The organism is Bacteriovorax sp. HI3, assembly GCF_059738875.1.
The window spans coordinates 3,224,351-3,249,442 of record NZ_AP026946.1 but is presented as its reverse complement, the minus strand read 5'-3'; the positions used below and the strand labels follow the sequence as shown (position 1 = coordinate 3,249,442).

Annotated in this window: 30 protein-coding genes, 1 tRNA gene and 1 pseudogene; 15 read left to right on the top strand and 17 right to left on the bottom strand. The window is 39.7% G+C overall.

What is annotated here, in order from left to right:
- Positions 1–7: 7 nt before the first annotated feature.
- Both AC6JA8_RS16090 and AC6JA8_RS16085 read right to left on the bottom strand, forming a co-directional pair.
- Complete coding sequence (locus AC6JA8_RS16090) at positions 8–2,347, bottom strand: ATP-dependent helicase C-terminal domain-containing protein (RefSeq protein WP_497974708.1); 2,340 nt, start codon at positions 2,345–2,347, stop codon at positions 8–10.
- A 12-nt stretch (positions 2,348–2,359) separates the two neighbouring features.
- On the bottom strand, positions 2,360–3,238 hold the full coding sequence (locus AC6JA8_RS16085; RefSeq protein WP_497974707.1) for a LysR family transcriptional regulator: 879 nt from the start codon (positions 3,236–3,238) through the stop codon (positions 2,360–2,362).
- A 103-nt stretch (positions 3,239–3,341) separates the two neighbouring features.
- On the opposite strand from AC6JA8_RS16085, the gene AC6JA8_RS16080 reads away from it, so the two are divergent.
- The 4 genes from AC6JA8_RS16080 (at position 3,342) to AC6JA8_RS16065 (ending at position 6,379) form a co-directional block, all read left to right on the top strand.
- Positions 3,342–3,713: a hypothetical protein gene (locus AC6JA8_RS16080; protein ID WP_497974706.1), complete on the top strand. Its 372-nt coding sequence runs from the start codon at positions 3,342–3,344 to the stop codon at positions 3,711–3,713.
- Between the two features lie 71 nt (positions 3,714–3,784).
- Positions 3,785–4,501 carry a signal peptidase I gene (gene lepB, locus AC6JA8_RS16075; RefSeq protein ID WP_497974705.1) on the top strand — a complete coding sequence of 239 codons (717 nt, stop codon included), beginning with the start codon at positions 3,785–3,787 and terminating at the stop codon, positions 4,499–4,501.
- Positions 4,502–4,627: 126 nt separating this feature from the next.
- Positions 4,628–5,143, top strand: a complete 516-nt coding sequence (locus AC6JA8_RS16070) for a hypothetical protein (RefSeq protein ID WP_497974704.1) — start codon at positions 4,628–4,630, stop codon at positions 5,141–5,143.
- A gap of 87 nt (positions 5,144–5,230) precedes the next feature.
- Positions 5,231–6,379, top strand: coding sequence for a PAS domain-containing sensor histidine kinase (locus tag AC6JA8_RS16065; RefSeq protein WP_497974703.1), 1,149 nt, complete (start codon positions 5,231–5,233; stop codon positions 6,377–6,379).
- Between the two features lie 9 nt (positions 6,380–6,388).
- Here AC6JA8_RS16065 and AC6JA8_RS16060 read toward each other — a convergent pair whose 3' ends face one another.
- Together AC6JA8_RS16060 and AC6JA8_RS16055 are read right to left on the bottom strand one after the other, a co-directional pair.
- Positions 6,389–6,523 (bottom strand): hypothetical protein, encoded by a 135-nt coding sequence (locus AC6JA8_RS16060; RefSeq protein WP_497974702.1) that lies wholly within the window; start codon positions 6,521–6,523, stop codon positions 6,389–6,391.
- Positions 6,524–6,532: 9 nt separating this feature from the next.
- Positions 6,533–7,057, bottom strand: a complete 525-nt coding sequence (locus AC6JA8_RS16055) for a hypothetical protein (RefSeq protein WP_497974701.1) — start codon at positions 7,055–7,057, stop codon at positions 6,533–6,535.
- A gap of 118 nt (positions 7,058–7,175) precedes the next feature.
- Between AC6JA8_RS16055 and AC6JA8_RS16050 the strand changes: the two genes are divergently transcribed.
- Positions 7,176–8,072, top strand: a complete 897-nt coding sequence (locus tag AC6JA8_RS16050; RefSeq protein ID WP_497974700.1) for a LysR family transcriptional regulator — start codon at positions 7,176–7,178, stop codon at positions 8,070–8,072.
- 1 nt (position 8,073) lies between these two features.
- Positions 8,074–8,655 carry a DUF4269 domain-containing protein gene (locus AC6JA8_RS16045; protein ID WP_497974699.1) on the top strand — a complete coding sequence of 194 codons (582 nt, stop codon included), beginning with the start codon at positions 8,074–8,076 and terminating at the stop codon, positions 8,653–8,655.
- On the opposite strand, the gene AC6JA8_RS16040 is transcribed toward AC6JA8_RS16045, so the two are convergent.
- On the bottom strand, positions 8,626–9,408 hold the full coding sequence (locus AC6JA8_RS16040; RefSeq protein WP_497974698.1) for a nitroreductase family protein: 783 nt from the start codon (positions 9,406–9,408) through the stop codon (positions 8,626–8,628). The two genes, AC6JA8_RS16045 and AC6JA8_RS16040, sit on opposite strands and share 30 nt — an antisense overlap.
- On the bottom strand, positions 9,398–9,739 hold the full coding sequence (locus AC6JA8_RS16035; protein ID WP_497974697.1) for a hypothetical protein: 342 nt from the start codon (positions 9,737–9,739) through the stop codon (positions 9,398–9,400). The genes AC6JA8_RS16040 and AC6JA8_RS16035 overlap by 11 nt, the downstream gene beginning before the upstream one ends.
- Positions 9,740–9,834: 95 nt before the next feature.
- On the opposite strand from AC6JA8_RS16035, the gene AC6JA8_RS16030 reads away from it, so the two are divergent.
- Together AC6JA8_RS16030 and AC6JA8_RS16025 are read left to right on the top strand one after the other, a co-directional pair.
- Positions 9,835–10,719, top strand: a complete 885-nt coding sequence (locus AC6JA8_RS16030; RefSeq protein ID WP_497974696.1) for a LysR family transcriptional regulator — start codon at positions 9,835–9,837, stop codon at positions 10,717–10,719.
- A gap of 125 nt (positions 10,720–10,844) precedes the next feature.
- Entirely contained in the window at positions 10,845–11,591 is a 747-nt protein-coding gene (locus AC6JA8_RS16025) for a hypothetical protein (RefSeq protein ID WP_497974695.1), read from the top strand.
- Here AC6JA8_RS16025 and truA read toward each other — a convergent pair.
- From truA to AC6JA8_RS16010, 3 genes are read right to left on the bottom strand one after another with little or no spacing between them, the layout of a single operon-like run.
- Positions 11,588–12,388, bottom strand: coding sequence for a tRNA pseudouridine(38-40) synthase TruA (gene truA, locus AC6JA8_RS16020; protein WP_497974694.1), 801 nt, complete (start codon positions 12,386–12,388; stop codon positions 11,588–11,590). The two genes, AC6JA8_RS16025 and truA, sit on opposite strands and share 4 nt — an antisense overlap.
- 1 nt (position 12,389) lies before the next feature.
- Positions 12,390–12,794 carry a GFA family protein gene (locus AC6JA8_RS16015; RefSeq protein WP_497974693.1) on the bottom strand — a complete coding sequence of 135 codons (405 nt, stop codon included), beginning with the start codon at positions 12,792–12,794 and terminating at the stop codon, positions 12,390–12,392.
- A gap of 1 nt (position 12,795) precedes the next feature.
- Positions 12,796–13,155: a hypothetical protein gene (locus AC6JA8_RS16010; RefSeq protein WP_497974692.1), complete on the bottom strand. Its 360-nt coding sequence runs from the start codon at positions 13,153–13,155 to the stop codon at positions 12,796–12,798.
- 138 nt (positions 13,156–13,293) lie between these two features.
- Between AC6JA8_RS16010 and AC6JA8_RS16005 the strand changes: the two genes are divergently transcribed.
- Positions 13,294–13,674 (top strand): hypothetical protein, encoded by a 381-nt coding sequence (locus AC6JA8_RS16005; protein ID WP_497974691.1) that lies wholly within the window; start codon positions 13,294–13,296, stop codon positions 13,672–13,674.
- 56 nt (positions 13,675–13,730) lie between these two features.
- Here AC6JA8_RS16005 and AC6JA8_RS16000 read toward each other — a convergent pair whose 3' ends face one another.
- Positions 13,731–14,084 carry a hypothetical protein gene (locus AC6JA8_RS16000; RefSeq protein WP_497974690.1) on the bottom strand — a complete coding sequence of 118 codons (354 nt, stop codon included), beginning with the start codon at positions 14,082–14,084 and terminating at the stop codon, positions 13,731–13,733.
- 323 nt (positions 14,085–14,407) lie between these two features.
- Here AC6JA8_RS16000 and AC6JA8_RS15995 point away from each other — a divergent pair, with 323 nt between their 5' ends.
- A complete protein-coding gene (locus tag AC6JA8_RS15995; protein WP_497974689.1) occupies positions 14,408–15,301 on the top strand; it encodes a hypothetical protein in 894 nt (297 codons plus the stop codon).
- A 146-nt stretch (positions 15,302–15,447) separates the two neighbouring features.
- Positions 15,448–16,677, top strand: coding sequence for a catalase family protein (locus AC6JA8_RS15990; protein WP_497974688.1), 1,230 nt, complete (start codon positions 15,448–15,450; stop codon positions 16,675–16,677).
- A gap of 99 nt (positions 16,678–16,776) precedes the next feature.
- Here AC6JA8_RS15990 and AC6JA8_RS15985 read toward each other — a convergent pair.
- A pseudogene (locus tag AC6JA8_RS15985) lies at positions 16,777–17,004 on the bottom strand (ORF6N domain-containing protein); the annotation flags it as partial.
- Positions 17,005–17,095: 91 nt separating this feature from the next.
- Positions 17,096–17,181 (bottom strand) — tRNA-Leu (locus AC6JA8_RS15980).
- A gap of 109 nt (positions 17,182–17,290) precedes the next feature.
- Between AC6JA8_RS15980 and AC6JA8_RS15975 the strand changes: the two genes are divergently transcribed.
- Positions 17,291–18,814: a cyanophycinase gene (locus AC6JA8_RS15975; RefSeq protein ID WP_497974687.1), complete on the top strand. Its 1,524-nt coding sequence runs from the start codon at positions 17,291–17,293 to the stop codon at positions 18,812–18,814.
- Here the strand turns inward: AC6JA8_RS15975 and AC6JA8_RS15970 are convergent, their stop codons facing one another.
- Both AC6JA8_RS15970 and AC6JA8_RS15965 read right to left on the bottom strand, forming a co-directional pair.
- Positions 18,815–19,762: an NAD-dependent epimerase/dehydratase family protein gene (locus tag AC6JA8_RS15970; protein ID WP_102244810.1), complete on the bottom strand. Its 948-nt coding sequence runs from the start codon at positions 19,760–19,762 to the stop codon at positions 18,815–18,817. It lies immediately after the preceding gene.
- On the bottom strand, positions 19,759–20,571 hold the full coding sequence (locus AC6JA8_RS15965; protein ID WP_102244809.1) for a lysophospholipid acyltransferase family protein: 813 nt from the start codon (positions 20,569–20,571) through the stop codon (positions 19,759–19,761). The genes AC6JA8_RS15970 and AC6JA8_RS15965 overlap by 4 nt, the downstream gene beginning before the upstream one ends.
- A gap of 113 nt (positions 20,572–20,684) precedes the next feature.
- On the opposite strand from AC6JA8_RS15965, the gene AC6JA8_RS15960 reads away from it, so the two are divergent.
- Positions 20,685–21,002, top strand: a complete 318-nt coding sequence (locus AC6JA8_RS15960; RefSeq protein ID WP_102244808.1) for a hypothetical protein — start codon at positions 20,685–20,687, stop codon at positions 21,000–21,002.
- 10 nt (positions 21,003–21,012) lie between these two features.
- On the opposite strand, the gene yihA is transcribed toward AC6JA8_RS15960, so the two are convergent.
- Positions 21,013–21,699, bottom strand: a complete 687-nt coding sequence (gene yihA / locus AC6JA8_RS15955) for a ribosome biogenesis GTP-binding protein YihA/YsxC (RefSeq protein WP_158649720.1) — start codon at positions 21,697–21,699, stop codon at positions 21,013–21,015.
- A gap of 120 nt (positions 21,700–21,819) precedes the next feature.
- Here yihA and AC6JA8_RS15950 point away from each other — a divergent pair, with 120 nt between their 5' ends.
- Complete coding sequence (locus tag AC6JA8_RS15950; protein WP_497974686.1) at positions 21,820–23,175, top strand: sigma 54-interacting transcriptional regulator; 1,356 nt, start codon at positions 21,820–21,822, stop codon at positions 23,173–23,175.
- Here the strand turns inward: AC6JA8_RS15950 and AC6JA8_RS15945 are convergent.
- Together AC6JA8_RS15945 and AC6JA8_RS15940 are read right to left on the bottom strand one after the other, a co-directional pair.
- A complete protein-coding gene (locus tag AC6JA8_RS15945; RefSeq protein WP_497974685.1) occupies positions 23,119–24,189 on the bottom strand; it encodes a hypothetical protein in 1,071 nt (356 codons plus the stop codon). The genes AC6JA8_RS15950 and AC6JA8_RS15945 overlap by 57 nt on opposite strands.
- 54 nt (positions 24,190–24,243) lie before the next feature.
- Positions 24,244–24,483 (bottom strand): hypothetical protein, encoded by a 240-nt coding sequence (locus tag AC6JA8_RS15940; protein WP_497974684.1) that lies wholly within the window; start codon positions 24,481–24,483, stop codon positions 24,244–24,246.
- A gap of 7 nt (positions 24,484–24,490) precedes the next feature.
- On the opposite strand from AC6JA8_RS15940, the gene AC6JA8_RS15935 reads away from it, so the two are divergent.
- The gene (locus tag AC6JA8_RS15935) at positions 24,491–25,045 is read left to right on the top strand and encodes a hypothetical protein (RefSeq protein WP_497974683.1); all 555 of its coding nucleotides are present in this window, start codon (positions 24,491–24,493) and stop codon (positions 25,043–25,045) included.
- Positions 25,046–25,092 lie beyond the last annotated feature (47 nt).

Here is a 25,092-nt window from a genome sequence, read left to right as displayed (position 1 = left end):
AGTTATCCTATTTTACATTTTTCATTAAAAGAATTGGGAGTGCCTCTTTTGGTGAAAGCGGCCAGTAGTGCCTTGGGTAATCTCTTTTTAGTTCAGCATAAAGTTCTTTGTAGGCCTTATCCCAGAAACTTCCCAAGTCTGTTGTGACTTGTAGGGCCCTTTTGTGTGGACCTAAGAGATGAACCTTAATTTTTTCTTTTCCTTTGAGAATGGAAGGTGCACTTTTTAACCCATAGAAGTCCTGAATGTAAGACTCGCAATGGATACCATTAGTCGCATCGTAATGAATGGGGACTTTCCTCTTGTCGTGAAGCTTTAGGAAAAGAGGCAAGTCTTCTTCCAGGTCATAGATGCCTTCTTCATTAAGAAATTGAAACAGGTCATTTACGTAGAAGCCTAAAACAGTGTCTAGAGTATAACTTGAATCACTTAAAAGATAAGGCACTTGATTCTTAAACCATGATTCAAAATCAAAGTCGTTTATTTTTTTAACGGTGTACTTTTCTAAAATCTCGAGACGTGTGAAAGTATCATCTTTTAGCTTTTCCTTAAAAAGAGGAGAGAGTTTTTTCATCACAAAAAGGATAGATTCATCAGAGAGTTCAGAGTTCGTCACTTTTTCTTTTGAAAGGACAATAGCTCCGATATGGGTCACTCTTTCTACGCTCAGTTTTAATGTTTCAGGATTAAAGTCAATACGCTCGGATTCTTCGATAGGAAAAAGTGGCAAGTCATATAGCCATTCTTCTTCTATTGGCAGAAGCCTTGTGACTTCATTTCTATTATCAAGGTCGAGAATGATCCAAAGGTCATGGGATGGATCAACGTTGTTAGAGATGCTGGAAGAAATAGCATAAACCTCACCACTAGAGTGGATCAGTTTATAGCCTTCGCGCAATTTAGAGATTTGATCAACATAACCAAAGAGAATCATCTTCTCCAGGTCAGCATGAGTGCCATTATCTTGAGGCTTAAAGTAATTTTTTGCCAGGGATTTGAAACGATTTGTATTTTTTGGCTCAAGCAGGTCGGCCAGGAATTGAACAACCTGATTGTATGTTTCTGACCCGCAAAGCGAAGCTTCATGCAGTATTTTTGAAACGCGCGGATGAAAGGGAAGACGTGAAAGTTTATGGGCCAGAGAAGTAGGAAGTTTATTTTCTAAAAAACCGATTTGAGTCAGGAAGTCTTCAGATTTTTTAACTTCGCTTTCTTTTAAAGGCGCCACAAAGGTAAAGTCATTGAGAGAGGCCTTAAATAAATCGGCCGATGTAATGATAAGTTCACTCAAGTCCGAGCGGTTGATCTCTGGAATATCAAAAAGATCTCTTCCTTGAAAATCTTGTTCAGCATAAAGTCTTAAAGCGTAGCCATCAGCTTCTCTTCCTGCACGATTGGCCCTTTGAACAGCAGAAGACTGGCTGATCTTTCTTAATTCAACCATCGGAAGCCGGGTAATCGGATTGATTCGGCTAATTTTATGAAGTCCAGAGTCAATAACTGAGCGAACTCCAGGAATAGTCACAGAGCTCTCAGCAATATTTGTCGAGAGGATCACGCGCTTATGAGAAAGATCGTAGAAGCTCTCATCGATATTGATCCCGGCGACTTCAGAGTGAAGGATGACTACTTCGCAGTCAAAATTGTTTCTTACGATCTCTTCGCACTTTCTAATCTCATACATTCCTGGAAGAAAGATTAAGACGTGGCCAGGGCGTTTAATAACATCTGAAAGGGCATTATAAACTTTTCTCTCCAATGGGTCTTTCAGTACAAGCGTATTGTTGGGTAAATGGTCAATCTGGAGTTTATGTTTGGTCTCATTAAGCTCCAGCGTTTTGACCCTGCCTATAAGCGCACTGTCGAGTTCAGCGAGGTTGATTGTCGCCGACATGATGATGACTTTTAAATTTTTATTTTTCTCTTTGATTTTATGAAGAAAACTAAAAGCGATATCCGTGTAGTAGTGCCTTTCATGGAATTCATCCAGGATGACAACATCACAGTCCTCGAGAGTCGGATCGCTGGCCAGAATTCTTAGGAATGTTCCTTCCGTCAGAAAGATGACTTGAGTCTCATCTGTGGCCATCTTTTCATATTTAAAAATATGGCCGACACTTTTTCCTGGTAGCTCACCTTTATTTTTGGCCACAAATTGGGAAGCGAGTTTTGCTGCCAGTTTTCTTGGTTCAAGGATGTAAATTTTCTTTTTATATTTTTCACTCAAAAAGAGTGGGACACGCGTGGTTTTTCCAGATCCGGGAGTTGATTTGATGACTAAGAAGTCCACTTCATCAAGCGACTTTAAAATATCATCTTTTAATGTATCAATAGGAAAAGGGTGCATTCTTATCAATCTCTATTTATGGAAAAGTTTTTCGGTTTCTCTGTTTAATTCATGTGCCAGCACTTTCGCATTAGGAGAAAGCGATTTCTTCGTAATTAAAACAATTTTGTACCTGATTTTCTGGGCCAGGTCATGATGGACCTCAACAAGTTTTAAATCAGGAACAGAGGCGGCCACGAAATCAGGAATCATCCCAATTCCCAATCCTGCGCTGGCAAAACGAGCGATAACTTCCCAGCTTTCAACAACCATCGCAATTTTCGCTTGGGATTTTTTGTAGCGTTCTTTATAAGTCTTTTTTAGTTCATTTACGCCTGGTTTTTCTTCAGTGACTAAAAAACCCATATTCTTAACATTATCAGCAAAAGCAGAGCCGACAACGCAGCGGAAAGTTCCTTCGTGTAGTACGTGTTTGTGAACGCCGCTAATCGCACGGTTATCGACAACCAGGCCAACTTCAATTTCTCCAGCGATAACTTGCTCAAGAATATTTTTAGTGTGCCCGATTTTAAGAACCGGCTGAATTTTAGGATAGTTTTTTTGTAGAGTGCTCATCACATCAGGAAGCAGCACGAGAGCTAAACTTCTGAGCGTGGCAAAAGTGAGAGGTCCATGGGCCTCATCTTTGGCCCCTGCAAGCTTGGCCTTCATGTTGGTAACAGAATCAAGAATTTCTTTAATTGATTCCAGGGCGACAAGCCCTTCACTTGTTAGTTTAAATTGATTTTTACTATGTCCCATCAGCGAGCAATCCATTGACTCTTCTAATTTTCGAATGGCCTGGCTGACAGCGGACTGGCTAACATGATTTTTTTTAGCGGCGGCGGCGACACTTCCGAGATTGGCAGCATCGAGGAAATAGCGCAAATGGTAGATATTTGGATCACTCATAGGATTATATAATAAGAAAAACTACTTATTTTTGAAAGAATAATTAATTTTTATAATACAAAAAGGGGTGCTATAAGCCTCCCATTAACTAAAGGGGGGATTTATGATTGCTAAAATTCTATCGTTTGTGCTTGTTCTTGGCCTTTCCGAGGCCCATGCTTTGGACTTTAAACTTGTAAGACAGAACTCAAACACAGCTTGTTATATTTATACAGATTCAGTTTACTTTGCTTATCAAGGTGAAGAAGTTGGTGGTCGTGACGGCCTATATTTTTCCACAGACATTACTTCAGTTGACCAGCTGGAGGAAGACGTTCGTCAGGCAAAGGCAACTGCTTCTATTGTTATAAAGAATGGAGCAGCAGAGCTTGGATACTTTAAAGGAGACTTTATCGTTGATGCACAAGGGACTATTTATTTTCTGCAGTCCGAAAAAATTAAAACTTTTATGGATTTAAACTGCGCAGGCGAATAGTCTGCTAATAAACAATTGATCTTTGTTATGGACGGGCGTAATACTATTAGAGTCATTATATTGGAGACTCTATGAAAGAACTAAGCAAAAAAATAAATGCTAAGGAGATCAGGTCTTACATCCTGATCATTGCGGCCGTCTTTGCCTTCCGCTCAACTTTTTTTGAGCCTTTTAGAATTCCTTCTGGGTCTATGATTCCTACGCTTAATATCGGCGACTTTATTGTTGTTAATAAATTTGCCTACGGATTTAAACTCCCTTATTCGGAAACTTTTTCAGATCCCGTGTACCTGACAAAATTTGAACCACCAAAGAGAGATGATGTCATTGTTTTCAAATATCCGGTGGACACTTCAAAGAACTTTATTAAACGAGTTATTGGTCTTCCTGGTGATGAGATTGAAATTGTTAATAAAGAAGTCCTGGTTAATGGCAAGCCGATGGCGATGATTCCAGACAACTCAGATGTAACGAAAGATTTCGCAGGAAGTTTTGATGGCGAGAAAGTTCAGTTCTTTAAGATTAAAGATAGTGAACGTGAATTTAATATTCAGACAACGCATAAACTTACCCAGGTCGACACTTTCCCTAAGTTTAAAGTTCCGGCAGGGAATTATTTTGTAATGGGAGATAACCGCGATTTTTCTGCTGACTCACGATTCTGGGGTTTTGTTCCAGAGCAGAATATTAAAGGAAAGGCCTTTGTCGTTTGGATGTCTTTAACTCTTCCATTACTAGATGATGCTTTTAGCTTTACTCCTACGAGAATTGGAAAAATGATTCGTTAATTTAATACGCTTGTATTAAATATGATACGGTCAGGCCATTCCTATTTCGCTAACTTGTTTAAATCAAATATCCCCCTTTTGGCATTGGCCTTGCTTTAGAGCAAGCAGAACAAAAAGGGGGGAACCATGAAATCAATTTTTTTAAGTGCACTTGTATTATTAACTCTAGTGAGCTGTGACTCAGATTCAGTAGCGAAGAAAGAAAGCTGTTATTTTAATGACGTCCAGGTTAGTTGTGATCAACTTCGAGGCAATAGTGATTCAAGGCCAGCGGCGCAACGTTTTTCTTTAGAGGCTTCAGGAAGCGGACGTTACAAGATCGACAACGGTGTTTTGACTTTTCTATCACCAATTGTAAAAACAACGTCTAAGTCCATGGATGGCTCGAACTATAATTGTTCGATCAACATTCCTCAAGGAACTAAGTTTGCTGTTGATGTAGATGAGCGCCAGTTATCTCTTTCATATAACAAAGATAAGGTGTCTTACGAACGAGTTTCGTCAATGGACGAGCTTAACAATGATCATCTGGAATGGGGAAGCTTTGAGCACTATGACAGCGCTAACGATATCAAAGATCATATGAAATTTAATTCCAATGGGATTATTGAGATCAAAGTTCTTTGCTATTTTTCTAAATAATAGAAACCTCATTTAATGATTCGGGCATCAAGCTAAATTTTACAGAAGCCAGTAAGTAAATTATGCTTTAAAAATATTAGGATGCTTATGCCCGAATCTTCTCCTTATTCAATTGACCCAAAAATCATCGCCGAACAAAAAAAGTTCGAAGCATTGTTTTATGGGTGTGACACACCAATGGTGCTTTTCAAAGGACCAGAGCTGATTTATGAAATGTTCAATGAACAGTATCAATCTATTTACCCTGGCCGTGATCTTTTAACCAAACCACTGTTAGTCGCTGTGCCTGAGTTACAAGACTCTCTTTTTCCAAAAATTTTAAAAAAAGTTTACGAAACAGGAGAAGCTTTTTTCTCTCAAGAAGGTCTCGCCTATATTTTAAATAAGGCAAGTGGAGCAGTGGAAGAGCGTTATTTTGATACAACTTTTTCTCGTATCAGTTATGGAGAAGGGGAGCCTTATAGAATTCTTGCGACACCTAGAGAAGTTACGGCCCGAGTCTTAAATAGAAAAAAACTAGAGGATAGTCTAAGAGAGCTACAGGAAGAAAGAGATTTGCGTGAAAGATTTGTTTCTGCCTTGACTCACGATCTTCGCACGCCAATGGCGATTGCCAAAGTCGGCTCACAGATTATTAAGCTCAATAAAGACAAGCCAGATGTCATTGTGGAAACAGCGGATAGGATTGCTGTCAGTGTAGACCGTGCAGACCGTATGATTCGCGACTTGCTGGATGCCAATCGTTTAAAGGTTGGAGCTGGGATTAATGTCACTCTTCAAGAGTGCCACCTCGAGTTGATTGTCTCTTACGTTGTCAACGACCTGGAAAAGCTTCATGGTAAACGTTTTCAAGTTAAATGCTCACAAGATATGATTATCGGTCATTGGGATAACCTAGCCATCCACCGCATGATTGAAAACCTGGCAAGCAATGCAATTAAATATGGCTCATACGATAGTGATGTCATCATTACTTTAAAATGTGAAAATGGATTTGCTGAGATTGCCATCCACAATGAAGGTAAACCAATCTCTAAAGAAGATCAGGCCTTGCTCTTTACTCACTTTGGGCGTTCGAGTGCCGCTTTAAAAAGTGGGCAGACTGGATGGGGAATAGGGCTTGCGTTGGTGAAAGGATTAGCAGAAGCTCATACAGGTTCAGTTCGCGTCGAAAGTTCCGCAGAAGATGGAACAACTTTTTTCGTCACTCTTCCTTTAGAACCTAAAAAGAAATAAAAAGGGCCATCATCTTGATGGCCCGGCAAACATAAAAACAAAACGAGTCTTATTCGGAGTCGTTTGGGATGTCATTTGTTTAGCAAAAGCGCGGTTTGAAACCAAAGACGAAAATAGGATCACGGGTAATAGTAGTCGTGCCATCTTTTCCTCTTAACAGGCCATTCCTGAATTGTAAGTAAGTTCACAATCCAAAATTTGAGTTTCAATTTTATCGTCAGCGCCATCTTGGTAAATATAACCGTTGATGATCGCCTTGAAAGTCGCACTTCCGTTAGTGTCATTGCATTCGTCTTTTTCAGCTTCAAAATTCCACTTCACAGGATTTCCATCAATGTCGAAGGCCTTCACTGTTTCCGGCATTGCAATCACTGAAAAGTATCCTGATTCTGGAACTTCAGCCGTCACTGTTACTACTTTTAAAGGTGAATTGTGAAATGTTGAACCGTAATTGTCCATATCGTCTGGTGTGTTTAAAACAACTTCTTTGTTGTTCAGAGAGATTTTAATTGTGGGAGCTGCCCAGCCTTTTCCATTTGATCTAGTTAGAAAAACGCTCACGTCTTGTTTGGCACCAGAGTTTAGGGCCGAGTGACAAGAAAGTCTGTGACTTCCTGGATGAGCAAAAGCCGCTGTTGAAAGAGTTCCGAAGACTAGTAGAGTAAGTAATTGTTTCATTGTTTTCCCCTTGTTTTGCTTGCGCCGCGAATTTCTTTTACTTTACTGATTTTGAAAATTAGAATGATTTGTATATATTCTTCTAAAAACTAGAATGATTGATTAAGTGGCGGAAACTATGGAATTAAATTACCTAAGAGTCTTTTATGAAGTGGCCAAGACTGGAAAATTTTCAGAGGCGGCAAAAAAACTTAATATCAGTCAATCGGCCTTAAGCCGTTCAGTAAGTCTTTTAGAAGAAACAGAAAACGTCGTTCTTTTTGACCGCTCAAAAAGTGGCGTCACCCTTACTCCTAAGGGAATTGATGTTTTTAAACTGTGTGAGAAGCTCTTTCATACAGAAAAAGAAATTGAAAACCTATGCCGTGGCGTTCAGGAAAACTGTGAAGGCCTGTTGAGATTTGCAGCTTCTGATCACATTGTTAATGATCTTCTACCTGGACCTTTGCATGAATTTAGAAGAGAGCATCCGAAGGTCATTCCTTCTGTACGAGCGGGAACTCCTGATGAGATCGTGCATCTTCTTCTGACCACTGACTGCGAGTTTGCTTTGATGTTTGCTAAGATCAATACTCCGCAAATTGAATTCCGTCGTTTATACCCGGAAAGAATGTCGTTGGTATGTCATCCAGATCTTTGGAAGGAGTCTAAATCATCAAGTAATGAAAAGACTCTCAAAAAACTTATCAGTAAATATGGTTACATCAGTTCAATCGGCGCGACTTTAGGGCGCAGGTCTTCACAAGTACTGATTGAATTATTTGGTGAACTTCCTCCGATTGGTTTTGAAGTCAACAGCCAGGAGTCACAAAAACGCATATGCATGGCCGGGGAAGGTGTTGCTTACCTGACTAACTTTATGGTGAAAAATGAAATCGAAAGCGGTGAGCTTTTTGAAATACCGGTAGAGCATATTCATGAATTCCATTTGTGGTTAGCGAGACCAAAAGGAAAGAACTTGAGCCTGACTTCGCGAATGTTCCTACAACACTTCATTCCGGATTTTGAGTTTTAAGATGAATCTTCCAGACTTTAAAAATCCTGGATATTTAAAAGAGGGAACACTCAGACAAAGGGAAGCCTATAAGGCGATTTCTTCTTTAAATATTTTGGAGCTTCTTAATAGCTATTCACCCATTCTTACGGGAACCATTCCAATTGATATTGATCTTCCAGAAAGCGATCTCGATATTATTTGTTCTAGTTCTGACTTAAAAGTATTCGCTACTCAGATCAAGAAACATTTTGGTAATTGTGAAAGATTTAAACAGTCTCAATATAAAATTAATAATGAAGAATGTGTTGTCGCAAATTTCTTTGCTGAAGGATTTGAATTTGAGGTTTTTTGCCAACATAAAGTGACTGATAAGCAAAATGCTTATTTGCACATGCTTGCCGAAGCTAAGGTTCTTGCTCTGGGTGGGGAAGTCTTCAAAAAGCAGGCACGTCTTTTAAAGGAAAAAGGAATAAAGACAGAGCCAGCTTTTGCTCAGCTTCTGTCTTTACCTGGAGATCCTTATCAGGCAGTCTTGGACCTAAATTATCTATCTGAAGAAAAACTAAAAGAACTAGTGGCGCATAAAATTTTGCTCTTCTAGGTATTTTAAAAGATTTTGAGAGTAATCAATATGTGACTCTCTGGTGTACTTTAATTTTGTGTACACTTCAGCAAGACTTGTTACATTGTTATCTTCAATCATTTTTCTAAGTTCTGGAACCTCTCTATATCTCTTCATCCCAAGCTCTTCGCGTTCTTTATAAATCTCTTTTACTTGCGAAGGTGAGTAATCCCGATAGGTTTCAAAATGCATGACACCGTCTAAAGAAAGCCTTTTTCTGACGGACGGGCTCTCATCCGGATACCCCAATGAAAAACCCACAACTGGGACAACATTGTCCGGACACTGCAGGGCCTTTCCGATAAGGTGAGCATTGGCGAGGGTTGTTCCCATAAAACAAATTCCTAACCCCAATGATTCAGCAAGCAGTGAAAAGTTCTGAGCGACTAAAGTGGCATCAATACTTGCGATCATAAAACTCATAAAGTTGTCGAAATTAAGCGGGGCCTTGTTTTGCTCTATCCATTGTCTCATGCGATGGAAGTCTGCACAGAAGGTGACAAGAACAGGGGCCTCTATCACCATCTCTTGATTAAAGTGCAGAGGATAAAGCTCTTCTCTGAGCTTTTTGTCTTTAGTCACAATCATGCTGTAACATTGCATATTGCCTGATGAGGATGCATTCATAGCGTACTCGGCGATTTTTAAAATCACCTCGTCGTCCACAGGCGTATCCTTATATTTCCTGATAGATCGATGAGCAGCGATCTGAGAAAAAGTATTATTCAGCATAAACCCTTCCACCAGTAATTGGGAAATGGTCACCGCCAATCATCAGTTCACCTTTTAAAGATTTAAAGTCGTCTTCTGAATGAAGCAGGTAGCTTCCTTTTAGAGTAGCTCCATTTTCAATTGTTGAAAAGTTAAAGCTCATGCTTTTTTCCTGGCGCTCATAATTTAAAAGGGAGGTCGTAAATTGACCTGGAACCGTTAGAGACCCTTTGCCATTTTCCATAATAAGCAAATCTTTAAAGGTCGTTGTACCGATTTGCGTATTTAAGATATAGATTTCCATGGCCTGGGCATTAAAAGATAAGAATAGGGCAGTTAATAATGTTTTCATTGGTTTCTCCTGGTGAAAAAGAAATTAGACCAGGGTTTAGGTAAATAAAAGTGAATTATATTTACTTAATGTTAACTAAAAGTTAATGATTAGATATGGACTTAAACCGTTTACAATACTTTCTCGTTGTCTGTCAGACTGAGCATATGAAAAGGGCCTCTGAAATCCTGGGAATTAGTTCTCCCGCTATTTCAAAGGCGCTCAAGATTTTAGAAGAAGAAATTGGTCATAAACTCATTATTAATGAGGGAAGAGGGATCAAGATTACAGACAAGGGCCGTGAGCTTGCCCGCTTAATAGAGCCGCAGCTGAGTAACCTTAACAAGATTAAAGATGAACTCGACTCCAGCCGTTCATTAGTGAATTCAATTCGCTTTGGGACGTTTGAAGTTTTTTCTACTTACTTTGCAGGAGAGCTTTTTCATAAAGTCTTCAAAGATTATGAAGTCAGCATGTACGAGCTTATCCCTGGAAAAATCGAACAAGCGCTGGAAGATTTCCAGATTGATTATGGGATTACTTATCTCCCGATCCCTCACCCCAAGATTGAGCATATAAAGATTGGCGAAGTGAGTATGGGAGTCTTTGCTAAAAAAAGCACTTTTAAGAATGTAGATTTTGCAGAATTGCCTTTTGTTATTCCCATCAGACCCATTGATTCATCACCAACAAAGGTTAAAGGTCTTGATGGATGGCCAGATGATTTGGTTTATAGAAACATCAAATACCGCGTGGGACTTATGGAGTCTGCCCTGGAGTTCTTGCGCCAAGGGATGGCCGTGGCCTATCTCCCAACGTTTGTCGTTGAACTTCATAACAGATCAGTAAAGAGTGAATTCCACCTAAGTGAAGTGGATGTTCATGTGAAAGTGAAGAAACAAAAGCAGGGTATCTACTTAGTTAAAAGAAAGACTGATATCGAATCAGATGTAGATAAAAAGATCGCCAAAGGTATCAGGACGATCATGAAGACGACCTAACTTGATGATATTATAGCCTCAAGGAGTATCCTTCTAATTTATGCAAGGATTCGATTAAATAATTCTAATTTTCAAAACTATAACTGCGTCGTAAATCCTCCCCAGCAAACAAAACAGGGGGATTTATGAGAAATTTAGTTATCGGATTAGTTCTACTTTTCACAGCACAGACATCTTTTGCAAGTGAGCGAGCTTTTAGGATTGATAGATTTTTTCCAGTGGTAAACGGTTATGCTGTGGCCTGGGGAGTTCCTGGTCAGAACTTAGACTTTGAATGGCTCGATACACTTACATACGACCAGATTGATCAGCACCTGGATATTTCATCTGTTCGCAACTTTGTTGTCGATATTGAATCAAATAAGATTTTAACTGTCGTTGGTGCAAACGACGAAGAAAGAGATGAGTTTGTTGTTTTTAATGTTGGTGATACGCACTTTGGAAACCACTACAATCTATCTCTAGATAAACTGGCCATTCAAAACCTTGGTTATGACACTGACGCTATCGTCTTAACAGAAAACTTTAAGTGGTCAAACTATGTTTCCAAAATTCTTTTAATCAACAGAGAAACAAAAGACTTAAAAACTGTCGAATTAAAGGGCGATGAAACAATGGAAGTGTTAAGAAAAAAACTGAGAGAGTCTATACTTCCTAAAAACATCAAGCTTTTTGATGACGCTTCTGAAAATGTAACATTTAACGAAACTAAATTCCTGGAGAATGTAGGGGATGTTAACGTAATCACTTTTGATTACTCGTACCCTAAGTCTATGGAGAATGCACTGGAAGTTGTAGCAACCGTTAAGATGAAATACGAGAACGGTAAAGTGATTCCTTATATTCTTTCTGTAAAACAAAAGCAGTACTAATCTCTTGGATAAGAGATTTTATAAAGGTACAGACCATTAGGAGAAGCAACTTTCCATAGTTGCTTCTCTTTTTTTTGGCCATCAATGAGAGCTAGAAACTCTTCAATACTCAGTTTTTTGCTTCCGACCATCCATAAAGCACTCATCAAATGCCTGATCATTTGCTTGAGAAAGCCATTGGCCTCAATTCTTAATTGATAACAAGATTGTAGATTGTTGGGGATATGAAATAAGGTTTGACCAATAAAGATCTCATGAGGATTGATTTCTGTGAGTTCACAAAAAGAAATCTCTCTTTCTGTTGTCTTCACATTGCTTCCAATAGAATAAAAATTGCAAAAATCGTGTTTTCCAATAATGCCCTTTAAGCAAGTTTGCATGGCCGCAATGTCGAGCTCATTAGCAATATTGGCAATGAACTGCCTGTCTTCCAAGCTCACTTGCTTTTTGTTGGTAAAAAAGTAGCGGTACTCTTTAGAAAGGGCCTCTGCTGCTGGTTTAAAAGTTCCTCCGCAAGGAGCGATCGCCTGGCATTTGATGTCTTGAGGAAGATGATGATTAAATGATTCAAGAAAAGTTTCACATTCAATAGGGAGAGCAGAAGATATTTTTACAACTTGATCAATGGCATGAACACCAGTGTCAGTGCGTGAGGCTGCCCTCGTTGTCACCTTGCCATCAATTAATTGGGCGAGGGCCTTGTTGATTTCATCCTGAACAGTACGAAGTCCATTCTGCCATTGAAAGCCTGCGTATTGAGTTCCTGCGTACTGAATAGTTGTTTTGTAGTAATGCATTTTATCCAGGGAATGTTTCAAACTCTTTTACACCTTCAAGATTTTTTGACCAGGAAGACTTACTTCGGCAGAAAATGTGAGCCGTTGGTTTTAGTTGAACGTCTTCATCCAAACTTCCTGCTGGAACAACCAGAAGTTGACCATTGAGCTGAAGGTTAGGCATTGCGGAGCCGCAGTTGGCGCAAAAGCTTTTAGAGTGTCTGGTTGAATTGAGGAGAAAGGTTCTCACTTTATCTTCACCTGAAATCCAAGTAAGTTTTGCACTTGATGAGAAGAGGTTAGCCGCATGAGCAGAACCTGTGTCTTTTTGGCAATGCTTGCAGTGGCAAAGAAAGAAACTTTCAAAATGCCCATTTACTTCATATGTAATTTGACCACAAAGACATGAGCCAGAATGCTTTTCCATTTTATACCCTCGGAATACCTGTTTGCTCGATGATTTCTACTCCGTTACCAGGAAAGACTGCAAAGTGAGGATGCTCGACAAACATTTCTGCCGCTTCCTCATGTGATTTTGCCTGCACAATAAGAAATGTTCCCATTTGGCTTGGGATGTCGCGAATCCCTTTATTGTCGACTTGCTTTGTGACTTCTCCAAGATGGCCTCCGTCATAAATGACTTGAGCCTGGTATTTTGCTGACCATTTTGCAAGAAGTTCAGGTCCTTGATCTAGTCGGCTTTTCTGCTCTTCTCGTCCGAGTTTTTTCCAGGCTTCATGAGCCTCACTATTTTCGGCACAGGTAAAAATTGCAAGGAATGTTTTCATTGAGGCTCCGCTTTAAACTTCTTTTTCATAACCTATAAAGCTAGTGTAGATTTCTTCACCTAATTATTCAATTTTTACTTAACCTTAATGCTGGGGTGAGTGATAATGAGATGTGTTGTTATTCTTCGAGAGGGTCTTATGAATAGATATCTTTATGGAATGGTTGTTATTTTAGTTGTGGCAGGAATTGCAATCTTCAAGCATTTTGATTTTGGTCTCGTGCTGGTCTTTACAATATCAATCCTAGCGGTACTTGCCTGGCTTAAAAATGTAAATGCACAAAAAGCAGATAAGCTCGAGAGAGTTAAACCAAAAAAAGAAGCAGAAGAGCTATTTACCGGCGAAGAAGGCGAGGATTACCACAACGACTTCTCTAGAGTTCCTGCTGGCGCAGCAGATGATGTAACTCCACCACCTCGTTCAATTGGGTATGGATATGGAGACGGCGGAAGATCGACTTATGAAGACTTAGAGAGGATTGGGATTAATACAAAGATTGATAAAGAAGATAAGAAGTAGGAATAAAAAGGCCCATCGCCTAAAAAACGATGGGCCTTTAATTTTTTTAAAATAAATTAACGCTTACAAGCTAAAGTTGTGATCTCAGACCAAAGCCCATCATTAAAAACCATTTCTCCATTTTGTTTAACCTGAACAAGTTCTACATAAACAGATTGAATTCTTCTTGCAGTTAAACCAACAAATTCCATTTTTAGTTTTTTACAGGCATAAATCCCAGTGCTGTGACTATATTCGCTACCAAATAATGAATAATTTTTGCCATCAATTTCGATTGTAGGATTCATGATATTGATAACATTTTCTTCACTAATAACAGCTGTCCCATTAATTTTACTTTTAATGATTTTTACATCTGCTAAAGAGGAAAATGAAAGAAGTAGCGTTAACATTGTAATGAAAATATTCATAAATTTCTCCGGGCGATTATTGTTTTTATGGATTATACACAAGCTTTGATCAAGGAGAGAAAGCGTGTAAAGGATACCGAGAATGAGGGAGAGCTAAACCATATTTTGAGAGGTTAGAAGTTCCCCGTTAAATGTCACAAGGGAGAAATGTCACAATATATAAAGCGAAAAAGACTAGATGCCTCATAGGATGCTACTAATCTTTACACTGATATATCTTCGTTTTTCCACTTGGATTAGGCCTTTGTCATCAGTCTACAGCTGATCAACAGAGTAAAGAAAAACGTCTTATATTTCGATAAGCATTTAAGGGGCAACATAATATGAAGATTTTAATTAATTTTTTCCTGTTGATTTTTTTAGTAGTGAATCCAAGCTTATCGTTTGCAGAGACGACAAAGTTAGGTGCGGTTGGGCTTAGGTATGTTGCTGATGAATACAACAAAAATTCAAAAGATCTTAATTCACTTGTCTCACATATTAATAAAATAGATAGCAATAAAGGCAAGCAGCTTGAAGAGTTCTTTAAGAAGCAGAGTTTACCATTAAATACAAAACTGCCTGAGATGCAAGTAGAAGGGGATCATCTTGTTGTTGTCGATGGTTTTAATCAAAAGTGGATACTGATTCCTCAACAAAACAGAATGCTAAAGGTTGTTTTTAAGAATGGCCAAAAAGATTTAACATTCGCCATGTCTCCCGATGAAGTAGCAAAAAAGATCGAGCTATTAACAACACCACCAAAAGCAGTAAATATTTTTAACTTTTTCATCCAAAATGCAAATGCTGAGGGCGGAGTCGGTGAAGTTATCGGTATGGCCGCGAATGGAGTTTTTGTTGCTGTCAGTTTTGGAGTTCTAGCAGTTGTAGAAACTATTGGGAATGTTCTATCTGACCTTAAAAAAATTCCAAGCGATTTGAGAGAGTCTCAAGTTAGAGATGCTGCTGATACGGCATGTGCTCAGTTAAAAGAAGGCAAGACGGTAAAAAACGTTGATAAAGTTAAATCTAATTTAGAGGCCCTAAAAGAAAAGAAGGGGTGTGTTGCTTTCTGGGAAAGCTTCATGGAAAATTCTTGTGGATGGTACGATGAAAGATTTGCCTGCTTATCTGGTAAAACAGTGAGTGTGACCGATGGCCAAAGAAATGCAGTAAAGCCAAAAGAAAGTGAAGCGCCTGCGAAGGCAACAAAAGCAGCTAGTGATATTAGGAAGTAATCTAAAAGGGCCATTATTTTTTAGACAAACTTGATAACCTATCTTTTTGATAAGGATGGAGTTTTTTTCCTTTAATTTTTAAAAGATCATTTCTATTGAAAACAAGTAAAATCTATTTAGGAAACTAGATTGATGAGGGAGTAGAAATGAAAAGGTTAAGTATTATTTTGTTGGCTTCGGCCACTGCTTTTAGTTGTTCGTCACCAAAAGAAAAAGCACCACAAATCAGAAATATTGCCAGCAAAGAATCTATTCATGAACAAAATCTCAAAATCTTAAGCTCTATTCCACTACTCAAAGGGGTAGAGGTAAAAACAAGAGACGAGGACTCAATAGCCGCGAGTCTGGTTGAAATTTTTAATAAAATTGCTGATGAGAATAAGAATTCAAATCAATCATTAAATCGTGGGACTCATGCTAAAGGGTCTTGTTTCAATGGACAAATCCAGGTTTATTCTAAAGATGATTTAAAAAGTAAATTTTCTTACCCTGGGAATTATGCTGATGCTTTGTTGCAGGGAGTGTTTTCATTCAAAGGAACTTATCCAATTCAGATTAGATTCGCCAATGCCAAGGGGGGACGTTTCCCTGATACCGCCAACGATGTGCGTGCATTGTCTTTTTCGATGGAAACATCAAATGAAATTTTTGATTATAGTGGAAAGAACCGTCTCGATTTCATGATGAATTCCTCGCCCATGTTTGCTGTAAATAACATTGTTGAATTTTATGAATTAATGAAGGCCGCAAGACTAGGACAAAAAGACTTTAGCTATTTTCCAAATCCGTTATATTTGCAATCAACTATACGAGCTGCCAATTTGCTAAAGACCTATGAACGCAACGATATTAAAAGTTACACAACTGAAATGTACTGGGGGAATCTTCCTTATCTTAGTGGTGTAAATGAAAACGGAACAGCTAAACATTTTGTCAAATACAGGGTCATTCCTTGCAATGGTAAAGGAATTCAAAAAGAGGCAAGTGCTGGTAAGTCTGCAACTTATTTACAAGATGATATCAAGGCAAAAGTTGAAAAAAATGAAGTGTGCTTTTATTTGCAAGCTCAAGTCTTTGATCTCAAAAAATTAAGCAACACTGCTATTGGTCCACAAAAAAGATGGAGCACTTCTCAATGGATTGAAAATGGTGGAGCAGAGTGGGATGAGAAGGTGTTGCCATTTTATACACTAGCTAAAATCGAAGTGCCAAAAACGTTAAATGAAAATATTGATAGCGATGAGCTTTGCAAAGAGAATTATATTAATACTCGTCTTCATGCAACCAGTGCAAATCGTCCTGTCGGGTCACTTGCGAGAGTGCGTACATTCGTAGAAGAGAATAGTCGCGCAAGAAGGATGGGAGAGATTGATTAGTTTTTAAATTGTTGGTGCTTCGTGGAGGATGATCTTCGAACTGAGATTTTGGAGTTTAACTTCTAATTCCTTTTGTAAAGATTACTCTTCAAATACTTGCACACTTGAGGTTCCAAATTGGAACCTCAAAGATTCTTCTTCAATTTCAGTTAGTTGAAACATGAAATCATCAGGAAAACGTTTTTTATTTCTTTGAACTGCTTTATTTAAATTCTTTGTTTCTACACCATAAAGCTTTGCGAGATCGCTATCTAACATTACTCGTTGACCTCGAATTATATAAATCATGCTTTCGATGGCCAATAATTCTTGTTCTATTTTTGTCATAAAATCTCCTTTGAGGAGATTCATATAATGAATAGCGAATATGCTTTGAAGATTTAATAAATTGAGATTGAAATATTTCTGATATGAATTTTGGTGCCTCGGGCGAGACTCGAACTCGCACATCCTTGCGGACGGCGGATTTTGAATCCGCTGCGTCTACCATTCCACCACCAAGGCACTGATTGGATTAGGATATCTTAAGGATAGGAGGCGTTTACGTCAATTCAATTCTTTTAGTCAGGTATTATTAAGTTATCTTTTTCGGGTAGGTTTCGATAAGAAAACTATGAAAATAAAAGCATTATTTCTGGGGTTAATGCTTTCTCAATCTGTCCTGGCCGCGCCAGGAGTAGTTGTGCTTGCGGGCGGAGGTCCGGAGGGCGATATTGGGATGGAGAAGGATTGGTCGTACACTCTTTATAAAAAACTCATCGATAACGGTGACACGACTAAGGATGGAAAGATCAAAGTCGTTGTTCTCTCGCTCGATAAACCCGACACTAATTTCATGGTGGATTATCTCAAATCCATGGGAGCGACGAGCTCTGAAAACCTGGTCATCAATTCTAAAAAAGCGGCCAATGACCCAAAGCTAGTTAAGACGCTGGCCGATGCTGATGTTCTTTTTATTCGCGGTGGAAACCAAGGGAAAGCTTACCAATTGTGGAAAGACACAAAACTGCATGAGCAGATTAAAGCGCTGGCCGATAGAGGCGGGGCGATTGGTGGGACGAGTTCTGGTTCAATGGGGCTTTCGCAGTACTCGATGACTGGTGGGCAGGATTTTACGAGTAAAGATGTTATGCAAGACTCGCATTCACCACTTCTAAACGATAAAGTTGATCCATCTGTTTCTGGAATCCATAATGACTTTTTAAACCTGGTTCCGGGAGTTATTGTCGACACTCATTGTGGTGAGCGTGCGAGACTGGGAAGAATTTTAGCAGTACAGGCAAAAGCGATTGAAGATTATAAAGACGATAAAATCGTCGGGATTTGTCTTGAAGAAAAAACCGGGCTTGTGGTCAAAGACGGAAAGGCCGAAGTTTTTGGAACAGGTGTTGTTCACTTCACTCAGGAAACAGAAGATACAAAAATCATTCGCGAACCGGGAAAGCCTTTGGTTTATACCGATATCAGAAACGATGCCTTGACTCAGGGATGGACGTTTGATTTAAAAACCAGACTTCCTGATTTAAAAAAGAAACCAGAGAGTGCTCAATCAATCAGACCTGTGACTCTTTGTGGTTTGGCCGATGATAAGCTCTCAGTAGAAGGATCAGTTGTAACCAATTACACGATGAATGAACCTGAAAAAGCGAGAAACCTTTTCATAGCCAACGATGCTCACTCTGATTTTAAATTAAAAACAGGTGATAGGATCAGAGGTTTGGTTCAAACCAGGTCATTGGTGAAGCTCTCTGAGCATCCAGAATCAAGCATTGTTTTTTTGGATGCTAATTCCAAACTCGAAGGAATTGGAGACAATCGTTTTATCTCGCTTAAAAAGTCTGGTAAGGAAGCTGAGGTTCCAAGCTTGATCCTTGATTGCCAGTACTGTTCTTTTACTTCAGTCTCACCGTATCTTTCTAATCAGGATGATGGAAGCCAGACTCTGCGATCTGCGGGAATGGTGAACATGCGTGTTCATGTAATCAGTAAAGATGTCGCTTACAATGTTAAAGACCACAAGACATCTTATTCAGACTCTGAGGCCTTGGGTCCAACCTGTGAGGAAAAAGGAAAGAAGAAAGTCATGAAGTTCCTTGATGACCAGCAAAAGATTCTTACAAAGATGATTTGTAAATAATCAATTGAGCTTTAGGAGTTCAAGTGCTTCTTTGGCACTAAAACGGAAAGTGTCTTCTCCCAATGTCTTTTTAAGCTCGCTATTATCCAGAGTCGCTGGGAACTTGATGTAGTCCAGGAGGTAGAGGGGAAACTTCCACACCGGGGTTAAAACTTTTGCCAACTGCTCGACAGCAATAATGGGTACCAGGACTTTTTTCACACCGATAATTTCAGAAGCCTCATGCAAGCTCACCACATCATCGCCGGCAACATTGTAAATTCCAGTTCCTAATTTTTCGACAGCATTGACGATCATAGTGGCCATGTCGAATTCATGGATAAACTGGAACATTGGATTATAATCAAGCGGCAGAGGAGCGTAAGGCGTTTTTAAGTATTGAGTGATTGAGTTTTTAATCTGAGGGCCGATGATGTTACAAGGGCGCAGCACAATGGTTTGAATCTGGTTTTGGTTTTTCCACATCCAGTTCGTACACATCTGATCCATTTCAACCACATCTCTTAGTTCAGCGTATTTAAAACTCGCGCGAAGAGGCGAGTCTTCTCTTAAAAACATCGGGTTGTCAGGAAGAGCTCCGTAAACGTGATGGGTAGAGAGAATGACGACTTTTTTTGAGCGGAACTTCTGAGCAAGTTCTAAAATAGTATTTGTCCCCACCAGATTAATGTCGATGCGTTTGTGGATATTTCCCATCGCAGGAGAGTGACCTAAACGACCTAAGTGCAGGACACTTTCAAACTGGTGCTCGCGGAAAAGTTTCTCAAAGTTCGTGCGGTTGTATTTAATCTGTTGAACAGTGATATGCGGACGCTTTGGAATATTATCAATCGGGCGAGAATCCACGCCGTGAATCCTGATATCGGGATGAGCTTTGATTAAGAGCTCGGCAGTGATCTTGGCAAGAGCACCTTGAATCCCAATGATGAGAACTTTTTTTGTGCTCATGATTTTAACCTTTGCGCTATTGTGCGTTTGTTTTTTAAGCCTTCTTGTGTGAGCTCTTCAATCTTCTTTTCCAGAGCAATGATATGCGGCTCTAGCTCTTCATCTAAAGCTTCAGCGCTAAGTTCTGCCGGAAGCATATAGGGATCACCAATGTAAATATCAATAGGAGAAGGCAGAGGAAATAGGTTTAGCGATAAGGGCACAGCTGGTACATGAAGAAGTTTTGCCACTTTCTTTAAGTGGTAAACGTAAGGAAAAAACTCTTCTGCTCCAACGACAGCAATCGGAAGGATCTCAACCTTTGACGTCAAGGCCATTCTTAGAAAGCCCTTAGTGAAGCGTTGAAGTTTGTAGTGATCTTTTGTTTCTTTTGCAATCCCACGCACTCCTTCAGGAAAAACGAGAATGGATTCACCGCGCTTTAAAAGATTAAGGCAGTTGATCCTGTCGCCTAAAACCGCTCCGCCTTCACTCGACCATCGTCCTAAAAAAGGAAGTGAAGTGAGGAAGCGTTCAACTAAAGGGCGCAGAATTTTTGGGTGATCAAGCTCTGTTGCAAAAGCGGTGCAGATTAAAAGTCCGTCAATCGGAATCTGGCCGGTATGATTTGAAACCACCATGTAGGCCTTGTCTTCAACTTTTTCTTTCCCATGAAGTCGGACATCAAAATAATATTTATAAAATGGCCAGATGGCCTTCAGGTCACTGATGGCGCGCTTAGGTTCTAAACCCCAAGGATCGCGTTCTTTGGAATAGCGTTTTTCCAGGGCCTTTTCCAGTTTAGTGAATTTTTGTTTGAAGATAACCAACTATTCCTCTCAAGGTATTAGTGTTTTCACCTTTAATGCTATCAAAATATTCATTCTTCACAAGCTTTCTTATAGTGGTAAACTACGAAGGATACCAGAGGAGCGATGCGCGCATGAAGAAAAGATCTAACTTAAAAAATAAGTTTAACTTTTGGTTCTTAAATTTTCATAAAGAACTTATGAAGACGAGCGCTATTGGCAAAAAGATGCTCACAGCATCCCGCACGAATGCCCATTTAAAAGAGACCTACGAAGAACTGGGAAAACTTTTAGAGCGTGGAGTTGATAATGGAGATGTTGACTGGGATTCTCCTAAAATGCGTGCCCTTCTTCATACGATTAAAGCGTGCAAAAGAGACCTCGAAGAAATCGAGAGCAAGATGAATAAGATTAAATTCCCGGCGATCGACCTGAAAAAGGATGATGACTAGATACAAGACACTAGATGTCTGAGTCTTCGTGAGTCTTTCTTAATTCCAATTCTTCCAGAATGTGTGTAACGATGGCCTCCTCAACTTGAGGGACACCTTTTTTGCTTTCAGCTGAAGCAAAGTACATCTGGCGAATCCATTTATAATCTTTTGAGAGAGCAGGCTTTAGTTTTTCCAGAGCCGCTCTTTCTTTTTGAGTTTTAAGTTTATCAATCTTGTTAAAGACAAGAACCGTTTTTCTCGCAAAGCCTTTGATGAAGTCATAGAACTGGCGGTCTACGTCCTGGTCAGGGTGACGTGCATCCTGCAGGTTTAGAAGTAGCATTGATTCTGAAGCTTCAGCAAAAAAGGCCCCCATCAATTCGTTCCAGTTTTTTGACATCTCTTTTGAAACTTCTGCAAATCCGTAACCAGGAAGGTCGATCAGGTAAAATGGAGGAAGGTCTGATTTTTTTCCATTGAGATTTAATTCAAATTCAAAAATGTTGATCTCGCGTGTGCGTCCTGGAGTTTTAGAAACGCGCGCTGTCTTTGAACCAAAAAGAGCATTGATCATGCTCGATTTACCAACGTTTGAGCGGCCAACGAAACTTACGCCAATAATATCTTTGTGGTCTGCCAGCCATTCCTCGAATTGAGCAATGTCGGAAATTCCCATTTTGAACTGTGCGCTTTGTTGTCTGATTGTGTAGCTCATAACTGTACCTAAGTTTAAATATTGAGCGAGTATAACACTAAAAATCATATCTGTACACGATTCTAGGCCGGCATAACAGTTGTAAAGAAGGCGAGAAAAAGCTTTTTTAGAGGGGGATTAATGGAAGCTATGAGACAAATGACAACTGAACTGCGCGCAGCTCGCGCACTTTATCCATCCGTCATTCCCAACGGTGCCAGAGAGGGGGATTCTTTTTTACTCGATGCTTTTCAAGAGAAAAAGAGAACTCTCAAACTCAACCGAACTAGTTATCGTTTTCTTTTTGATGATCATTTCAATTTTGATTTTATTAAGTCAGAGATCAAACTTCCTGTTTTTGGTGGAGCGAGTGGTGGCTTTGAAATGATTCTTGTTGCTTCGGCCAAAACTAAAATGCACAACCAACATTCTCGCTACCTTTTTCGCAGTTTGGGAGAAACGCCTTTTAAGCTCAACGGGAGTTACTCTTACGAAGCTTTTTTAGAGCGTGGAGATGTCATTGACCTGGGGTTTAATCGCCTGCACTTTTTAAGGCCGGAGAGACAGACTTCAGAAGAAAATCTTCTGCCTATGGCCGTGATGAGTAGTTCTCTTCCTGTCTTAATTGAAGGTGAAACGGGAACAGGAAAAACAACGTTAGCAAAAAAAATACATGAGGCCAGTGGAAGAAGTGGACGCTTTGTTCATTTAAACCTTTCCGCCTTTTCTCAAGGTCTGATTGAATCAGAACTTTTCGGGCATGTTAAAGGTGCTTTTACCGGGGCCTTAAATGCGAAGAGAGGAGCGATTCTCGAAGCACACAAGGGAACTTTGTTTCTCGATGAAATTGATTCTTTGTCACTGGATCTTCAGACCAAACTGTTACTATTTTTAGATAACTATGAAGTTCGACCTGTCGGAGGAGAAAGCGCAACAACAGCTTCCGTCAGAATGATTTTTGCATCGGGGAGTGATTTGAAGAAGAGAGTGATGGAAGGAAAAATGCGCAGGGATTTTTACTATCGCCTTAGAGCTGGAAGTTCGCTTCGCCTCAATTCATTAATTGAAGACAAAGAGCGTATTAAAGCGCTTTGCTTGATGTTTGAAAAAGAGCATTGTGCTGTGTTGTCAGATGAGTTGATTGATTTTTACATGAATTGCCCTTGGCCTGGAAACATCAGGCAGCTCAATTCTCATCTGATGAGAAAGAAGATTCTCTCTGAAGGAAAAAGACTGGTGGTTGATGAAAGCGACAAGGAACTCATGTTTGAAGAAGGCGAGAGAATCCAGAAACAGGAAATCATCCCAATGGAGCAGATGAAAATCAAATACTGTTATGAGACTTATCTGCGCTCAGATAAGAATCTCACCCGCACAGCAAAGCTTCTGGACGTGAGTCACAATACACTCAAGGCCTATATTGCAAAAAGAGAAAGTGAGTTAAGAGACAATAAGGTAGTCCACATAAATCTCCAGGATTTTCCCTTCGATTCCTGAGTTCTTTAAGTACTCATTGAGTTCAATTCTGATTTTATCTTTGATGATCTGGCGTCCTTCTTCTTCAATTGGAAGTTGAGGGATGACCGGTTCAACATGCATATTGATATAATCACGGATTTCAATTTCGTGATCTTTTAAGAAGAGAGTGACGTTGCGGTTGCTTGAAAGAGCGGTGAAATCCACCCAGATCTGACGATTTCTTCTGGTATCTTCTAAGAAGAGCTGAAGATTGATATCTTTAAATGTCGCCATCTTTTCAGTCTGCATGAAATACTTTGGTCTTCCACCAAGAACTTGCTTGATTTCAACAGACTTAACTTTGGCCCCTTCGATCTTTTCCATCATTTCTTTTTCAATCGCTTTGATTTCTTCATCAGAAGGAGGCAGTTGATTGATATGAATAGAAACACCTAGAAGATGCTCTTCAATTTCTTTCTCAATATGCTCCAGGTCTTTTTTATCTTCGATTGACTTGGCAGTGATCGTGACATCGAGTTCAAGTTCTTTGTCACCCAGAACGTGATATTTTAATTTTTTAAATTCTAAAATCGGTTCTTCCAGCTCTGCTGAGGCCGGAGCTCTTAGAGCTTTTGTTCCGCTGATAATTTTTTCAGTGTTTTTATAAATGAAGTAACCAGAACCTGCAAAAATAGACATGATGATCACAAAACTGAAGGCCTTAACCGGATCAGTTTTGAACTTTTTGAGTGGAGAAACAATCATTTCCACTTTGTTTCTTTGCTTGAATTCATCTGAGCGCAGATAAATTTGAGCACCAACAATATGACCTTTAACGATCGTTATGTAATGTTGGCTATATCCAATGACCTTTAAAAAGAAAATTCTGATTTTTGGAACGTAAACTCCGGCCTTCTTTTTGACCAGTTGAGGAGAGTGTTTAATCCAATCAATCGATTTAAAAACAAAATGTGGAGTGGCCGCCTTCATCTTTTCGATGAACGTCATTATCAGGTTATCAATGGCCTCTTCAATTTTAATTAAAAACTTCAAGTTTAGGACTCCTTCAATGTCTTATCGGACTTCTTCAATAGAAATTGAGGAGGTCTATTTTTGTCCGACTGTGCGAGTCAGGAAATGCAACTTTTGCCTATTGGTGGCCAGAAGCGCTTCCGAGCGAAGGTTCACAAAGGCTTTGCCCGATAAATGACTCATGAAGAGGAAACTCTTCGACAAAAATGACAGGAGAAGACCCATGAAGATATTGGCAAGGAAAGCAATTTTATTGGTTGGAGTAGTAACACTCACTTCAAGCTGCTCCTTGATGCTACCGGATAGGAGTTTCATTGCAGAAATGGAAAGAGAAGATGGTGGCTTTCTCAGTCCTGGACAAGACTTTCCAGTAGTTAGCGGAGACACCGGTGAAAGAGGAAGAAGCCGCGAAGAAATTATGAGCCGAACGCCGGCAAGTGAGAGAGCAAGGCGCTTAAACAAAGAAAGTGTATCGCTACGTGAAGAGCTGATTCAGAAGGAAGATTCCATGACTGAAGAAGAGGCCGGGCGTTATCTTCAAGACAGAAAGTTCCTGCAAACGGACTCTGACAAGCTTTATTACCTGAGTCTGTCACCGTATGAGAGGGATTCTTACATTCAAACGAAGCAAATGGACCTAAAAGAGGACCTGGATCAGCGTAGAAACATGGTGCAGAGGCGCTCAGTCCACGGTAGTGAGCTGTTTTTAGGAATGGAGAAAGGCGAAGTTATTAATGTGTGGGGTAAACCTGCCCGCGTAGAGATTGCAGGTAACCCAAAAAATCAAAATGAGCGCTGGTCTTTTGTTGAAGATGGTAGCGTCAGACAAGTGTATTTTGAGAATGGAAAGGTTCAAGGCTGGGCCCTTGATCTCTAAATCAAAAAGTAATATCCTCGGCACAATCTAAAAATCCCATTGCCGAG

Excerpts from the sequence above, each read along its gene's own strand:
- AC6JA8_RS16090 (WP_497974708.1), bottom strand. The coding sequence starts at position 2,347 with ATGCACCCTTTTCCTATTGATACATTAAAAGATGATATTTTAAAGTCG.
- AC6JA8_RS16085 (WP_497974707.1), bottom strand. The coding sequence starts at position 3,238 with ATGAGTGATCCAAATATCTACCATTTGCGCTATTTCCTCGATGCTGCC.
- AC6JA8_RS16080 (WP_497974706.1), top strand. The coding sequence starts at position 3,342 with ATGATTGCTAAAATTCTATCGTTTGTGCTTGTTCTTGGCCTTTCCGAG.
- lepB (WP_497974705.1), top strand. The coding sequence starts at position 3,785 with ATGAAAGAACTAAGCAAAAAAATAAATGCTAAGGAGATCAGGTCTTAC.
- AC6JA8_RS16070 (WP_497974704.1), top strand. The coding sequence starts at position 4,628 with ATGAAATCAATTTTTTTAAGTGCACTTGTATTATTAACTCTAGTGAGC.
- AC6JA8_RS16065 (WP_497974703.1), top strand. The coding sequence starts at position 5,231 with ATGCCCGAATCTTCTCCTTATTCAATTGACCCAAAAATCATCGCCGAA.
- AC6JA8_RS16060 (WP_497974702.1), bottom strand. The coding sequence starts at position 6,523 with ATGGCACGACTACTATTACCCGTGATCCTATTTTCGTCTTTGGTTTCA.
- AC6JA8_RS16055 (WP_497974701.1), bottom strand. The coding sequence starts at position 7,057 with ATGAAACAATTACTTACTCTACTAGTCTTCGGAACTCTTTCAACAGCG.
- AC6JA8_RS16050 (WP_497974700.1), top strand. The coding sequence starts at position 7,176 with ATGGAATTAAATTACCTAAGAGTCTTTTATGAAGTGGCCAAGACTGGA.
- AC6JA8_RS16045 (WP_497974699.1), top strand. The coding sequence starts at position 8,074 with ATGAATCTTCCAGACTTTAAAAATCCTGGATATTTAAAAGAGGGAACA.
- AC6JA8_RS16040 (WP_497974698.1), bottom strand. The coding sequence starts at position 9,408 with ATGCTGAATAATACTTTTTCTCAGATCGCTGCTCATCGATCTATCAGG.
- AC6JA8_RS16035 (WP_497974697.1), bottom strand. The coding sequence starts at position 9,739 with ATGAAAACATTATTAACTGCCCTATTCTTATCTTTTAATGCCCAGGCC.
- AC6JA8_RS16030 (WP_497974696.1), top strand. The coding sequence starts at position 9,835 with ATGGACTTAAACCGTTTACAATACTTTCTCGTTGTCTGTCAGACTGAG.
- AC6JA8_RS16025 (WP_497974695.1), top strand. The coding sequence starts at position 10,845 with ATGAGAAATTTAGTTATCGGATTAGTTCTACTTTTCACAGCACAGACA.
- truA (WP_497974694.1), bottom strand. The coding sequence starts at position 12,388 with ATGCATTACTACAAAACAACTATTCAGTACGCAGGAACTCAATACGCA.
- AC6JA8_RS16015 (WP_497974693.1), bottom strand. The coding sequence starts at position 12,794 with ATGGAAAAGCATTCTGGCTCATGTCTTTGTGGTCAAATTACATATGAA.
- AC6JA8_RS16010 (WP_497974692.1), bottom strand. The coding sequence starts at position 13,155 with ATGAAAACATTCCTTGCAATTTTTACCTGTGCCGAAAATAGTGAGGCT.
- AC6JA8_RS16005 (WP_497974691.1), top strand. The coding sequence starts at position 13,294 with ATGAATAGATATCTTTATGGAATGGTTGTTATTTTAGTTGTGGCAGGA.
- AC6JA8_RS16000 (WP_497974690.1), bottom strand. The coding sequence starts at position 14,084 with ATGAATATTTTCATTACAATGTTAACGCTACTTCTTTCATTTTCCTCT.
- AC6JA8_RS15995 (WP_497974689.1), top strand. The coding sequence starts at position 14,408 with ATGAAGATTTTAATTAATTTTTTCCTGTTGATTTTTTTAGTAGTGAAT.
- AC6JA8_RS15990 (WP_497974688.1), top strand. The coding sequence starts at position 15,448 with ATGAAAAGGTTAAGTATTATTTTGTTGGCTTCGGCCACTGCTTTTAGT.
- AC6JA8_RS15975 (WP_497974687.1), top strand. The coding sequence starts at position 17,291 with ATGAAAATAAAAGCATTATTTCTGGGGTTAATGCTTTCTCAATCTGTC.
- AC6JA8_RS15970 (WP_102244810.1), bottom strand. The coding sequence starts at position 19,762 with ATGAGCACAAAAAAAGTTCTCATCATTGGGATTCAAGGTGCTCTTGCC.
- AC6JA8_RS15960 (WP_102244808.1), top strand. The coding sequence starts at position 20,685 with ATGAAGAAAAGATCTAACTTAAAAAATAAGTTTAACTTTTGGTTCTTA.
- yihA (WP_158649720.1), bottom strand. The coding sequence starts at position 21,699 with ATGAGCTACACAATCAGACAACAAAGCGCACAGTTCAAAATGGGAATT.
- AC6JA8_RS15950 (WP_497974686.1), top strand. The coding sequence starts at position 21,820 with ATGGAAGCTATGAGACAAATGACAACTGAACTGCGCGCAGCTCGCGCA.
- AC6JA8_RS15940 (WP_497974684.1), bottom strand. The coding sequence starts at position 24,483 with ATGAAACTCCTATCCGGTAGCATCAAGGAGCAGCTTGAAGTGAGTGTT.
- AC6JA8_RS15935 (WP_497974683.1), top strand. The coding sequence starts at position 24,491 with ATGGAAAGAGAAGATGGTGGCTTTCTCAGTCCTGGACAAGACTTTCCA.